Below are 12,278 nucleotides of genomic sequence, written 5' to 3' on the forward strand. Positions count from 1 at the left end.
CTAGTTCTTTATGTTGGTTTGTTTGAGGTGTATAGCGTATATCTCTATGTTTGAACTAACAACTAGTGATTAATTTTTATTTACTCGCCTTTTGTCCACAAAATTCTCTAAAATTGGTTGTTTTATATCCGGTTCGTTATAATCTGTCTCATTAAATGTTTTTCTTATATAAATCAGTTGCTTAAGTGTTTTGCTTTTGACGCAGAAATCCGCTCCCCTGATGAGAGCGCAGTATGCTGTGATTTGGATTAAAGTTGACCATTTATATTGATTTGGTGATTAGAACTACGTGTTTCCCGCCAATGCTATGCGCTATTATTAACGGCGATATTTAAATATATTTACATTTATGCCCGTTTGGACCTTTGGGTAGATATTTCAACTGAAATGAATTATTCTTGGGGCGATTTATCTATTTACCCCAAAGAAAAGGTTTTCAATAATATGTCTTTGACGTTACAGAATCTTAATAATATCCGAACCCTGCGCGCGATGGCGCGAGAATTAACCCTGGACGTTCTTGAGGAAATGCTGGAAAAGGTCAGGGTCGTTACTGAAGAAAAACGCAATGAGCTGGCGGAATTAGAGCAGCAGCGCGCTGAACAGCAGGAAAAAATTAATACCCTGCTGGAACTGATGAAAGCCGATGGTATTTCTCCGACTGACCTGCTGGGTTCAGAACTGGCGCAGGCGGGTAAACCGACTAAAAAGCGTAAACCGCGTGAAGCGAAATATCGCTTTATTGACCAGAACGGTGAAGAAAAAACGTGGACCGGCCAGGGCCGCACGCCGAAGCCTATTGCCAGCGCGCTGGCAGAGGGTAAATCACTGGATGATTTTCTGATCTAATACGTGGACCGGGCGGAACAAGCCGCCCGGTTGTCTGTTCAGCAGACGCCGAAATCACCTTCTTCGGTATACGGCGCCAAATCGGCCGCTTTCAGCGTATATTTCTCGCCTTGTTCATTGCTGGCCTGTACCGCCACCACGTTTTCACCGTTCACTTCGAGCACTTTCAGCTTTGGGCCGCCTTTAAGCGGTTGCACATAATCACCGACAGAAAACATATAACCTCCTCATCGTTTTAGCGATCTTCACCTTAGCCGACGTCTGAAGCCGGGTACAGCGTAATTCATTGATTACTGCTTATGAGGTATGACGGTTCCACGGCATCACTTTCAGCAACCGTGCCATACCACAAAAACCTGTCACACCGGCGAACAGCAGCCCGGCACCGACGAAACCGCTCAGCAGGAAAAAGCCGCTGGAGACGCTATAACCCAGCACCACGCCGCAGAGGATTAGCAGCCCGGCGGCAATTTGTACCTGCCGCATCAGCGGGAGCGGCTGGGATTTATCTTCAACGGTCAGCAGCCCGGCCTGCTTCCAGCCCTGAATGCCCCCCTCAACCACGAAGGCCTGAGCCGGCAACGCTGCCTGCGCAAGTCGCGCAGCATTGTTTGATGTCCGTGTCCCGGACTGACAGTGGAAAATCACCGTTTCACCAGGGGCAGCGTTGAGCCCGCCGGGTAAAGAATCCAGCGGTATGGAGCGTGCTGCCGGAATATGCTCGCGGGCATACTCGTCGGGATCGCGAATATCAATCAGTTTTGCGCCTTCTTTAATAAGCGCATTCGCCTGCTGTGGCGAAATAAGAGAAAGAGACATGGTGTTTCCTTACGGTCAATTTATGAGTAGTAGAACATTTAAGGAAGGGCTTAAGCCAGTGTAAAGAGGGTAAAGGCAGGTAAAAGCGCGAGAGACGAATGGCAGTAACCCGTAAACTGGCTATGCTTAGAGAAATGTCTCTTTTTAATTTTCAATTGGTTAGCTTGCACGGAGTGATTATGGGTTTTTGGCGCGTTGTTTTTACGATTATTCTCCCGCCGCTGGGCGTGCTGCTTGGCAAGGGACTGGGCTGGGCGTTTATTCTGAACATCCTTCTGACCATCCTGGGTTACTTCCCGGGCCTTATCCACGCGTTTTGGGTGCAGACGAAAAACTAAGCACGCCACAGTAAATCACTGTATATACCGGTTAATACGCCTTCCGGGCCAAACTGCTGTTTGATCCAGCGCGTCACCTGGCCGGTCGCCGCATGCTGCGTGGCGAGCAGCATGCGCGAGTCCTGCCGCGGATTGTTAATACGCCGCGTGATGAGCAGACCGTCTTCCATCGCTTCTCTTGCCATGTATTCCGGCAAAAAGCCAATCCCTTCCCCCAGAATCTGGCACTGGCACTTGGTGTTGAAATCCGGCACCAGAATCGCCTCCTGCCCGTGCAGCAGCCAGCCGACCTTCTTGTTGATGGTATGCGCGGTATCTTCCACCATGATGTTGGGGTACAGGCGCAACTGGCTCTCCGCTATCGGTTCGGGAACAAAGGCGAGGGGATGTTCCGGCGCGATGGCAAACACCCAGCGAATGGCGCCAATTTCGGTGTAATCAATCCCGCCGCCGTCCAGCAGCGTATCCGGCGCGCCAATCGCGATGTTGGCCTGATTGTTGATGATCGAATCCCAGACGCCGTTATACACCTCGGTCGTCACCGTGATCTGGCAGGTGGGAAACTGCTTTTTCAGCACCTGCAGCAAACGCGCGGTATGGCGCGGCGTATACAAGAGCTGATTAATGCAGATGCGCACTCGCGCCTCGATGCCCTGCGAAATGGTATCAATCCCGCGCTTGATGGCGTGGAAGTCATTCAGCAGGTCGGTGGCTTTACGGTAAAAATAAAACCCGGACTCCGTCAGCTCGATGCTGCGCGTGTTGCGCACAAACAGCACCACATCCAGCCCGGTCTCCATGCGCTTAATGGTGTAGCTAATGGCGGAGGTCGTCACACCCAGCTCGGCGGCGGCTTTGCTGAAGCTGCCGAAGCGTGCCGCGGTGGTGAAGGCCAGCAGGTTCTCTTCGGTAAAGATGGAATTCATATCACAGCATCCTCAGCCATCAGTTTTGAACATATTTTAACAGCGCCGTTACATCATATTTGAAGTGTGTCACAGTTCTGACTATTTACGCTGAGCCGCGTCCTGCAAGGCTTTTACAACCATAAGGATAATGCTGCCTGAGGCGCTAAAAAACGGTAAACCATAAGAAAAAGGTTGCACAGACGCACGTTTTAGCCTGACTGTTGAATTTAACTCAACAATGAATTGCGTGTCGATGAATCATTTTTAAGCGGATTCTTTTGTGACCAGGCTGTTGCTATTCTCAGGTCATCAGAAGTGAAACATTGGGAGACTGAATATGTCTGCAAACGCACTCGTTACGGAATTTCTGCTGGCGGCAGAAGAGGGCAACATCGACGCGCTAAAAGCCTGCCTGGATAACGGCGTGGATATTAACGCCACCAACCGCCAGAAAAGAACCGCCATTATTATTGCCAGCCTGAAAAAGCATTATGCCTGCGTGGAATTTTTAATTGCCGCCGGCGCGGATATTGATAAACAGGACCAGACCTGTTTTAACCCCTTCCTGATAAGCTGCCTGACTAATGATTTAACCCTGCTGCGCATCGTTCTTCCGGCGAATCCGGATCTCGACCGTCTGACGCGCTTCGGCGGCGTGGGCATTACCCCTGCCAGTGAAAAAGGCCACGTTGAAATCGTGCGCGAGCTACTGGAAAAAACCGATATTAACGTCAACCACACTAACTTTGTCGGCTGGACGCCGCTGCTGGAAGCCATCGTGCTGAATGACGGCGGCGCAAAGCAGCAGGAAATTGTGAAGCTGCTGCTGGATCACGGCGCGAATCCCCACATGACCGATAAATACGGCAAAACCCCGCTCGAACTGGCGCGGGAAAAAGGCTTCGATGCAATAGCCGACCTGCTGCTGGCGGCGGGCGCATAACGCATTCGGCCAGCCACGTCCGGCTGGCCGTTAATTCAAACAGTATTTTTACCGACGTGCATTCTGCGCGACGGCGGCCCCCTTTTATCCGTATTCAGGAGAAAACAATGCCAACCAAAATCGTCATAAAAAAGAACACGTATTTCGATTCGGTTTCCTTAATGTCGGTTTCCACCAAAGCCAATAAACTGCCGGGCGTCGAACAGGCGTTTGTGGCGATGGCGACGGAAATGAATAAAGGCGTTCTGAAAAATCTCGGGCTGCTCACGCCGGAATTAGCGGAAGCCAAAAATGGCGACCTGATGATCGTGATTAAAGGCGACGCGGCGAACGATGAAACGCTGGCGGAAATAGAAGCCTTATTTACACGCAAAGCGAGCAGCGGCGGCCATGAAGCACGCTACGCGACGATTGCCAGCGCCAAGACCCATCGCCCGGACAGCAACCTGGCGGTCATTTCCGTCAACGGCACCTTTGCCGCTCGTGAAGCGCGTCAGGCGCTGGAAAACGATCTTAACGTCATGCTCTTTTCCGATAACGTGTCGCTCGACGACGAGCTGGCGCTGAAGCAACTGGCGCATGAGAAAGGGCTGCTGATGATGGGGCCTGACTGCGGAACCGCCATCATCAACGGTGCGGGGCTGTGCTTCGCCAACGCGGTGCGTCGCGGGCCGATTGGGATTGTTGGCGCCTCCGGCACCGGCAGCCAGGAGCTGAGCGTGCGCATTCACGAGTTCGGCGGCGGCGTGTCGCAGCTGATCGGCACCGGCGGGCGCGATCTCAGCGAAAAAATCGGCGGCCTGATGATGCTCGACGCCATCGACATGCTTGAGGCGGATGAGGGCACTCAGGTGATTGCGCTCATCTCCAAGCCGCCTGCGCCAGCGGTGGCAGAAAAGGTGCTGACTCGCGCCAGAGCCTGCCGCAAGCCGGTGGTTGTTTGCTTCCTCGGCCGCAGCGAACCGCCCGCCGATGAAGACGGCCTGCAGTTTGCGCGTGGCACCAAAGAAGCGGCGCTGAAGGCGGTGCTGCTTACCGGCATTAAAAAAGAGTCCCTGGATCTGCATCCGCTCAACTGGCCTTTGATTGAAGAGGTGCGCGCCCGCCTGACCCCGCAGCAGAAGTACATTCGCGGCCTGTTCTGCGGCGGCACCCTGTGCGACGAAGCGATGTTTGCCGCGCTGGAGAAGTTCGACGATGTCTGGAGCAATATCCAGCCCGATCCGGCTAAGCGCCTGAAGGACATCAGCGTCAGCCAGGCCCACACCTTCCTTGACTTCGGTGACGACGACTTCACCAACGGCAAACCGCACCCAATGATCGACCCGACCAACCGCATCAGCCGCCTGCTGCAGGAGGCGCGCGATCCGCAGGTGGCCGTCATTGTGATGGACTTCGTGCTCGGCTTCGGCGCGCACGAGGATCCGGTGGGGGTGATGATCGACGCGATCAAAGAGGCGCAGGCGATCGCGAAGGCCGATAACCGTCCGCTGGAGATCCTCGGCTACGTGCTCGGCACCGACCAGGATCCGCAGTCGCTGGCGCAGCAGTGCCAGCTGCTGACCGACGCAGGCGTCATCTGGGCCAGCAGCAGCACCAACACCGGATTACTGGCACGTGAATTTGTTTGCAAAGGGGAGAAAGCATAATGACCACTTTATTCAACCAGCCGCTTAACGTCATTAACGTCGGCATTGCGATGTTCAGCGACGACCTCAAAAAGCAGCACGTTCCCGTGACACAGCTCGACTGGACGCCGCCGGGGCAGGGCAACATGCAGGTGGTAGAAGCGCTCGACCAGCTGGCAGAGAAACCGCTGGCGGAGAAGATCGCCGCCGCGAACAAAATCGCCCTTGAGCGCATTATCCAGTCCCATCCGGTGCTGGTGGGCTATGACCAGGCAATTAACGTAGTGCCGGGCATGACTCGCACCACCATTCTGCACGCCGGTCCGCCTGTCTCCTGGGAAAACATGTGCGGGGCGATGAAGGGCGCGGTTACCGGTGCGCTGGTATTTGAAGGGCTGGCGACGGATCTGGAGGATGCCGCAAGGCTGGCGGCTTCAGGTGAGATCACCTTCTCGCCGTGCCACGAGCACGACTGCGTGGGCTCCATGGCGGGCGTCACCTCCGCCTCGATGTTTATGCACATCGTTGAGAACAAAACCTACGGCAACCGGGCGTTCACCAACCTCAGCGAGCAGATGGCGAAGATCCTGCGCATGGGGGCTAACGACCAGAGCGTGATCGACCGTCTGAACTGGATGCGCGACGTGCTCGGCCCGATGCTGCGCGACGCGATGAATATCATCGGCGAAATCGACCTGCGCCTGATGCTGGCCCAGGCGCTGCACATGGGCGACGAGTGCCACAACCGCAACAACGCCGGCACCACGCTGCTGATCCAGGCGCTGACGCCGGGGCTGATTCAGGCGGGCTACCCGGTGGAGCAGCAGCGCGAGGTGTTTGAGTTTGTCGCCAGCAGCGACTACTTCTCCGGCCCGACGTGGATGGCGATGTGTAAAGCCGCGCTGGATGCCGCTCACGGCATTGAATATAGCACCGTGGTTACCACCATGGCGCGCAACGGCTACGAGTTCGGCCTGCGCGTTTCCGGCCTGCCGGGGCAGTGGTTTACCGGTCCGGCGCAGCAGGTGATTGGCCCGATGTTCGCAGGCTACAAGCCGGAAGACTCCGGACTGGATATTGGCGACAGCGCCATCACCGAAACCTACGGCATCGGCGGCTTTGCGATGGCGACGGCACCGGCCATCGTTGCGCTGGTGGGCGGCACGGTGGAGGAAGCCATCGACTTCTCGCGCCAGATGCGCGAAATCACCCTCGGCGAGAACCCGAACGTCACCATTCCGCTGCTGTCGTTTATGGGCATTCCAACCGCCATCGACATCACCAGAGTGGCGGGCAGCGGCATTCTGCCGGTGATCAACACCGCCATTGCCCACAAAGACGCGGGCATCGGCATGATTGGGGCGGGCATCGTTCACCCGCCGTTTAGCTGTTTTGAAAAGGCGCTGTTGACCTTCCGCGATCGCTACGTTCTATAAGGTATGCATCCATGAAAAACATGAAACTGGAGTGGAAAAGAGGTGACTGGGCGGCCTATTTCGGGTTGATGACCAACAACCTGACTAATTTGCTGACCATGATGGGGCTGCTCATTTTTGTCGTCGGCATCCCGAAGGAGATTGTTTATGGACGCATCGCGCCGGCCTTCGGGCTGGCGGTGCTGGTAGCGAGCTTATGCTACACATGGTTTGGCCTGCAAATGGCGCGCGCTACCGGACGTACGGACGTCACCGCGCTGCCGTCCGGCCCGAGCGCACCCTCGATTTTTACCGTGACCTTCCTGGTCCTGATGCCCGTCTACCAGCAAACCGGCGATGCGGATTTCGCGATTCAGATTGGCCTGGTGTGGTGCTTCGTGGAAGCGATGATCCTCGCGGGCGGCTCGTTCCTGGGTGAGACCATCCGCAAGATGATCCCGCGTACCGTGCTGCTGTCGTGCCTGTCCGGTCTTGGCCTGTTGCTGCTGGCGATGAACCCAATGTTGCAGGCGTTCGAAGCGCCCACCGTGTCGTTCATCGTTCTGCTGCTGATCTTCATTAACTGGTTCGGTAAAAAGCCAATTTTCGCCAAAATCCCGACCGGCCTGCTGCTGCTGATTGCCGGAACGGCGCTGGCGTGGATTTCCGGACTGCAAAGCCCGGATGCCATTAAGGCGTCCATGTCATCCTTCGGCTTTAACCCGCCGGAAGTGCACGTGGACAGCTTTATGCAGGGCCTGCCGCACGCGCTGCCTTATCTGGCGTCCGCCGTACCGCTGGGTCTGGCGAACTACATCTTTGACTTGGAGAACATCGAAAGCGCCCACGCGGCGGGGGATGAGTACCCGACCCGCAAGGTGATGCTGGCGAACGGCCTGGCTTCCATGCTCGGCTGCCTGATGGGCAACCCGTTCCCGGTCACGGTCTACGTGGGCCATCCTGGCTGGAAGGCGATGGGGGCGAGCATCGGCTACACGCTGGCGTCCGGCGTGACCATGTTCATCGTGCCGCTGTTCGGGCTGGGGGCCTTTATGCTCGCCATCATACCGATGACCGCTATCGTGCCGATTCTGGTGTTTATCGGTGTTGTCACCGCCAACCAGGTGGTGCGGGAAACGCCTAAAGTGGAGGTGCCCGTCATCTTTATCTGCCTGTTCCCGTGGATCGCTAACTGGGCGCTGACCATGATGAACAGCGTGATGAGCGCGGCGGGAACCAGCGCGGCGAAAATTGGCACCGACGTGCTGCACAGCAAAGGGATCTACTACGAGGGGCTGATGCACCTCGGCAACGGTGCGCCGCTCGCCAGCATGCTCTGGGGCTGTATCGCTATCTTCGCCATCATCAACAAACCGCTGCGCGGGGCCGTCGCCGCCGCAGGAGGCGCGCTGCTGGCGCTGTTTGGCGTGATCCACGCGCCAGTGGTGGGATTTGCCGAGGGCAGTTCCCTGATGTTCGTCACGGCCTACCTGATGATGGGCGGCATGTTTGTGGTGAAGCATTTCCTCGACAGCCGCGAAGTTGCGAGCGCTGAAGTTACTGTTGCGAAGGAAAACGTATGAAAGAGCTAATGGTCGTCGCCATCGGCGGCAACAGCATTATCAAAGACAACGCCAGCCAGTCGATTGAACATCAGGCGCAGGCGGTCAAAGCGGTGGCCGAGTCGGTGCTCGAAATGCTGGCCTCCGACTATGACATCGTCCTCACCCACGGCAACGGCCCGCAGGTGGGGCTGGATCTGCGCCGCGCCGAGATCGCTCACGAGCGGGAAGGGCTGCCGCTGACCCCGCTGGCAAACTGCGTGGCGGATACCCAGGGCGGCATCGGCTACCTGATCCAACAGGCGCTCAACAACCGCCTGGCGGCGCGCGGCGAGCAAAAGGCGGTCACGGTCGTCACCCAGGTGGAGGTGGATAAAAACGATCCCGGCTTTACGCACCCGACAAAACCGATCGGCGCGTTCTTCAGCGAGGCGCAGCGCGACGAGCTACAGCTCGCGCACCCGGACTGGCATTTTGTCGAGGATTCAGGCCGGGGCTATCGCCGCGTGGTGGCCTCGCCCCAGCCGCTGCGCATCGTCGAGGCGGATGCGATTAAGGCGCTAACGCAGAAAGGTTTTGTGGTCATCGGCGCGGGCGGCGGAGGCATTCCCGTGGTGCGCAGCGAGCAAGGGGATTATCAGAGCGTGGATGCGGTTATCGATAAAGATCTCTCCACCGCGCTGCTGGCCCGCGAGATTTGCGCCGACGTGCTGGTGATAACCACCGGCGTGGAGAAAGTCTGCGTTAACTTCGGCAAGCCAGACCAGCAGGCGCTGGACACCGTCAGCGTGGCGCAGATGACGCGCTACATGGATGAAGGACACTTTCCGGCGGGCAGCATGCTGCCCAAAATCGTCGCCTCGCTGGCATTTTTACGCCACGGCGGCAGGCGCGTGATCATCACCTCGCCGGACTGCCTGCCCGCGGCGCTGCGCGGTGAAACGGGTACCCACATTGTTAATGAAGGAAGACAAGATGAGTGAAAACAAAAGCCGCCGCGAGTTTATCAGCCAGAGCGGCAAAATGGTCACCGCCTGCGCGCTGTTTGGCGCCACCGGCTCCGTCGCGTATGCTGCCGACTCTGCAAAGGCAACCTGCGAGACGGGGAAACCGATGAACATCACTGCAAAACATTACTATCTGGACAACGTGCTGCTTGAAGCCGGGTTTAATTTCGAGGGCAGCGTGGCGACGAGCACCCGCACCGAGCTGAAAACGCTGGAGATAAAAGACGGGAAAATTGTCGCCCTGCGCGATAACGGCAGCCACGCCGACGCCGCGCTGCCGCACTACGACGCGGGTAAAAAGCTGATGCTTCCGGCGATGCGCGACATGCACATTCACCTGGATAAAACCTTCTACGGCGGCCCGTGGCGCTCCCTGAACCGTCCGGCGGGCACCACCATTCAGGACATGATCCGCCTGGAGCAGAAGCTGCTGCCGGAGTTACAGCCCTACACGCAAGAACGTGCCGAAAAGCTGATCGACCTGATCCAGTCGAAAGGATCCACCATCGCCCGCAGCCACTGCAATATTGAGCCGGTTTCCGGCCTGAAAAACCTGGAAAATTTGCAGGCGGTGCTGGCGCGCCGCAGCGCAGGTTTTGACTGCGAAATCGTTGCCTTCCCGCAGCACGGCCTGCTGCTCTCCAACGCTGAAAAGCTGATGCGCGAGGCGATGCAGGCGGGGGCGCACTACGTAGGCGGGCTGGACCCAACCAGCGTTGACGGCGCGATGGAGAAATCGCTCGATACCATGTTCCAGATTGCGCTGGACTACGACAAAGGGGTGGATATTCACCTGCACGAAACCAGCCCGGCGGGCGTGGCGGCGGTGAACTACATGGTGGAAACCGTGGAGAAAACACCGGAGCTGAAGGGGAAGCTGACCATCAGCCACGCCTTCGCGCTGGCGACGCTCAATGAGCCGCAGGTGGATGAGATTGCCACCCGCATGGCGGCGCAGCAGGTGACCATCGCCTCCACCGTGCCGATTGGCACCCTGCACATGCCGCTGAAGCAGCTGCGGGAGAAGGGCGTGTTTGTTATGACCGGCACCGACAGCGTGATCGACCACTGGTCGCCGTACGGTCTGGGGGACATGCTGGAGAAAGCCAATCTGTACGCCCAGCTCTATATTCGCCCGAACGAGCAGACGCTCTCCCGCGCGCTCGGCATCGCCACCGGCGACGTGCTGCCGCTGAACGATAAAGGTGAACGCGTATGGCCGAAAGCGCAGGACGACGCCAGCTTTGTGCTGGTGGACGCCTCCTGTTCCGCCGAGGCGGTGGCGCGCATTTCTCCGCGGACCGCGACGTTCCACAAGGGGAATCTCGTCTGGGGTGTTGTTGGCTAAAAGCGATCCGGGTGGCGCTGCGCTTACTGGATCAACATGGGATCGTAGGTCGGGTAAGGTGAAACCGCCACCCGACAATGCAGTATACTGCTATGCACATTCTTAAAGAGGGATCTGCCATGGCACAAAACATCTACGACAACCCGGCGTTTTTTGAAGGCTACGCTCAGCTTCCGCGCTCGGTGCAGGGGCTGGACGGTGCGCCTGAGTGGCCTGCGCTCAAGGCAATGCTGCCTGATTTAACCGGCAAAGCGGTTATCGATCTCGGCTGCGGTTACGGCTGGTTCTGCCGCGCGGCGCGCGCGCTGGGCGCGTCTGACGTTACGGGCGTCGATATCTCAGAAAAAATGCTTGCCCGCGCGGCTGAACTGACGGATGACGCGGAGATTCACTATCAGCGTAGCGATCTGGAATCTCTTCAGCTTCGCGAAAACAGTCTCGATCTGGTCTACAGCTCGCTGGCGCTACACTACCTGCCGGAGCTGGGCACGCTATTCGCCAACGTTCATCGCGCGCTAAAACCCGGCGGCAGCCTGGTCTTCTCGATGGAGCACCCGATTTACACCTGCGCCACCCGTCAGGGCTGGCTGACCGACGACAGCGGCGAGCGGTTCTGGGGCGTGAACCATTATCAGGACGAAAGCCAGCGCGTCAGCAACTGGCTGGCGGATGGAGTGATTAAATACCACCGCACGCTGGGCACCACGCTTAACGCGCTGATAAAGGCCGGGTTAACGATAAGTGAAGTCAATGAGTGGGGACCAACGCAGGCGCAGATTGACGCCTGGCCTGCATTGTCCGAAGAGGCGGAGCGCCCGATGCTGGTGCTGATTTCCGCCCGTAAGGCTCAGTAACCTACCTTATACACCCGCCCGCTCTGTACCCCTTCCACGCTGCGGCGGTAGGCCTGAGCAACGGTCGCGGCGGGAACGCTTTCAAAGCCAGGGAAGAACCCGTCATACGCTTCGGCGGATTCCGTCAGTACCGTTGGGCTAATCAGGTTAATGCGGATCCCGCGCGGCAGTTCGCAGGCTGCGGCGCGGACAAACCCTTCCAGCGCCGCATTGACCGTGGTGGCATTCACGCCCTGCGCAATCGGCTCGTGCGCCACAATCCCGCTTATCAGCGTAATCGAGCCGCCTTCGTTCAGATAATGCTGGCCGGTCAGCGCCAGACGCACCTGCCCGAGCAGCTTGTCCTGCAGGCCCTGGTTGAAGTCGCTGTCCTTCATGGTCGCGAGCGGGCCAAAGTAGAGACCGCCGCTGGCGGAGACAATCGCATCCACCGGGCCGATTTTCTCAAACAGCGCCTGCACGCTCGCCTGCGAGGTGATATCCACCTGGTAGTCGCCCCGCGTGCGGCCCACGCGGATGATCTCGTGACGACGGCTTAACTCTTCGGTTACGGCACGACCGACCGTACCGCTGGCACCAATAATGACGATTTTCATATCCGACTCCT

At 57.7% G+C, this 12,278-nt stretch carries 13 protein-coding genes; 9 read left to right on the forward strand and 4 right to left on the reverse strand.

Annotated features, from left to right (window positions below):
* Positions 1 to 444 precede the first annotated feature (444 nt).
* Positions 445 to 849, forward strand: coding sequence for a DNA-binding protein StpA (gene stpA, locus IM284_RS20460; RefSeq protein ID WP_041908535.1), 405 nt, complete (start codon positions 445 to 447; stop codon positions 847 to 849).
* Between the two features lie 38 nt (positions 850 to 887).
* Here the strand turns inward: stpA and IM284_RS20465 are convergent, their stop codons facing one another.
* Together IM284_RS20465 and IM284_RS20470 are read right to left on the reverse strand one after the other, a co-directional pair.
* On the reverse strand, positions 888 to 1,067 hold the full coding sequence (locus IM284_RS20465; protein WP_028014170.1) for a hypothetical protein: 180 nt from the start codon (positions 1,065 to 1,067) through the stop codon (positions 888 to 890).
* A gap of 79 nt (positions 1,068 to 1,146) precedes the next feature.
* Positions 1,147 to 1,668 carry a rhodanese family protein gene (locus tag IM284_RS20470; RefSeq protein ID WP_028014169.1) on the reverse strand — a complete coding sequence of 174 codons (522 nt, stop codon included), beginning with the start codon at positions 1,666 to 1,668 and terminating at the stop codon, positions 1,147 to 1,149.
* A 179-nt stretch (positions 1,669 to 1,847) separates the two neighbouring features.
* On the opposite strand from IM284_RS20470, the gene IM284_RS20475 reads away from it, so the two are divergent.
* Complete coding sequence (locus IM284_RS20475; RefSeq protein WP_032644909.1) at positions 1,848 to 2,006, forward strand: YqaE/Pmp3 family membrane protein; 159 nt, start codon at positions 1,848 to 1,850, stop codon at positions 2,004 to 2,006.
* On the opposite strand, the gene IM284_RS20480 is transcribed toward IM284_RS20475, so the two are convergent.
* Positions 2,003 to 2,932: a LysR substrate-binding domain-containing protein gene (locus IM284_RS20480; RefSeq protein ID WP_028014168.1), complete on the reverse strand. Its 930-nt coding sequence runs from the start codon at positions 2,930 to 2,932 to the stop codon at positions 2,003 to 2,005. The genes IM284_RS20475 and IM284_RS20480 overlap by 4 nt on opposite strands.
* Before the next feature lie 319 nt (positions 2,933 to 3,251).
* Here IM284_RS20480 and IM284_RS20485 point away from each other — a divergent pair, with 319 nt between their 5' ends.
* The 7 genes from IM284_RS20485 to IM284_RS20515 all read left to right on the forward strand — a co-directional run bounded on the left by IM284_RS20485 (position 3,252) and on the right by IM284_RS20515 (position 11,671).
* Positions 3,252 to 3,857, forward strand: a complete 606-nt coding sequence (locus IM284_RS20485) for an ankyrin repeat domain-containing protein (RefSeq protein ID WP_041908539.1) — start codon at positions 3,252 to 3,254, stop codon at positions 3,855 to 3,857.
* A gap of 107 nt (positions 3,858 to 3,964) precedes the next feature.
* On the forward strand, positions 3,965 to 5,506 hold the full coding sequence (gene fdrA / locus IM284_RS20490; protein ID WP_047367519.1) for an acyl-CoA synthetase FdrA: 1,542 nt from the start codon (positions 3,965 to 3,967) through the stop codon (positions 5,504 to 5,506).
* Positions 5,506 to 6,921, forward strand: a complete 1,416-nt coding sequence (locus tag IM284_RS20495; RefSeq protein ID WP_028014165.1) for a DUF1116 domain-containing protein — start codon at positions 5,506 to 5,508, stop codon at positions 6,919 to 6,921. The genes fdrA and IM284_RS20495 overlap by 1 nt, the downstream gene beginning before the upstream one ends.
* Positions 6,922 to 6,932: 11 nt before the next feature.
* Complete coding sequence (locus IM284_RS20500; RefSeq protein WP_045260886.1) at positions 6,933 to 8,483, forward strand: hypothetical protein; 1,551 nt, start codon at positions 6,933 to 6,935, stop codon at positions 8,481 to 8,483.
* Positions 8,480 to 9,445 (forward strand): carbamate kinase family protein, encoded by a 966-nt coding sequence (locus tag IM284_RS20505; RefSeq protein ID WP_047367520.1) that lies wholly within the window; start codon positions 8,480 to 8,482, stop codon positions 9,443 to 9,445. Before IM284_RS20500 ends, IM284_RS20505 begins: the two co-directional genes overlap by 4 nt.
* Entirely contained in the window at positions 9,438 to 10,817 is a 1,380-nt protein-coding gene (locus IM284_RS20510) for an amidohydrolase family protein (RefSeq protein ID WP_047367521.1), read from the forward strand. The genes IM284_RS20505 and IM284_RS20510 overlap by 8 nt, the downstream gene beginning before the upstream one ends.
* A gap of 119 nt (positions 10,818 to 10,936) precedes the next feature.
* Positions 10,937 to 11,671 carry a bifunctional 2-polyprenyl-6-hydroxyphenol methylase/3-demethylubiquinol 3-O-methyltransferase UbiG gene (locus tag IM284_RS20515; protein ID WP_047367522.1) on the forward strand — a complete coding sequence of 245 codons (735 nt, stop codon included), beginning with the start codon at positions 10,937 to 10,939 and terminating at the stop codon, positions 11,669 to 11,671.
* On the opposite strand, the gene IM284_RS20520 is transcribed toward IM284_RS20515, so the two are convergent.
* Entirely contained in the window at positions 11,665 to 12,267 is a 603-nt protein-coding gene (locus tag IM284_RS20520; RefSeq protein WP_047367523.1) for a short chain dehydrogenase, read from the reverse strand. The two genes, IM284_RS20515 and IM284_RS20520, sit on opposite strands and share 7 nt — an antisense overlap.
* Positions 12,268 to 12,278 lie beyond the last annotated feature (11 nt).

Origin of the sequence: Enterobacter cloacae complex sp. P12RS, assembly GCF_014895875.1 — a bacterium.
Taxonomy (GTDB): Bacteria; Pseudomonadota; Gammaproteobacteria; order Enterobacterales; family Enterobacteriaceae; genus Enterobacter; species Enterobacter bugandensis.

Excerpts from the sequence above, each read along its gene's own strand:
- IM284_RS20480 (WP_028014168.1), bottom strand. The coding sequence starts at position 2,932 with ATGAATTCCATCTTTACCGAAGAGAACCTGCTGGCCTTCACCACCGCG.
- fdrA (WP_047367519.1), top strand. The coding sequence starts at position 3,965 with ATGCCAACCAAAATCGTCATAAAAAAGAACACGTATTTCGATTCGGTT.
- IM284_RS20500 (WP_045260886.1), top strand. The coding sequence starts at position 6,933 with ATGAAAAACATGAAACTGGAGTGGAAAAGAGGTGACTGGGCGGCCTAT.
- IM284_RS20485 (WP_041908539.1), top strand. The coding sequence starts at position 3,252 with ATGTCTGCAAACGCACTCGTTACGGAATTTCTGCTGGCGGCAGAAGAG.
- IM284_RS20470 (WP_028014169.1), bottom strand. The coding sequence starts at position 1,668 with ATGTCTCTTTCTCTTATTTCGCCACAGCAGGCGAATGCGCTTATTAAA.
- IM284_RS20505 (WP_047367520.1), top strand. The coding sequence starts at position 8,480 with ATGAAAGAGCTAATGGTCGTCGCCATCGGCGGCAACAGCATTATCAAA.
- IM284_RS20520 (WP_047367523.1), bottom strand. The coding sequence starts at position 12,267 with ATGAAAATCGTCATTATTGGTGCCAGCGGTACGGTCGGTCGTGCCGTA.
- IM284_RS20510 (WP_047367521.1), top strand. The coding sequence starts at position 9,438 with ATGAGTGAAAACAAAAGCCGCCGCGAGTTTATCAGCCAGAGCGGCAAA.
- IM284_RS20495 (WP_028014165.1), top strand. The coding sequence starts at position 5,506 with ATGACCACTTTATTCAACCAGCCGCTTAACGTCATTAACGTCGGCATT.
- IM284_RS20475 (WP_032644909.1), top strand. The coding sequence starts at position 1,848 with ATGGGTTTTTGGCGCGTTGTTTTTACGATTATTCTCCCGCCGCTGGGC.
- IM284_RS20515 (WP_047367522.1), top strand. The coding sequence starts at position 10,937 with ATGGCACAAAACATCTACGACAACCCGGCGTTTTTTGAAGGCTACGCT.
- IM284_RS20465 (WP_028014170.1), bottom strand. The coding sequence starts at position 1,067 with ATGTTTTCTGTCGGTGATTATGTGCAACCGCTTAAAGGCGGCCCAAAG.
- stpA (WP_041908535.1), top strand. The coding sequence starts at position 445 with ATGTCTTTGACGTTACAGAATCTTAATAATATCCGAACCCTGCGCGCG.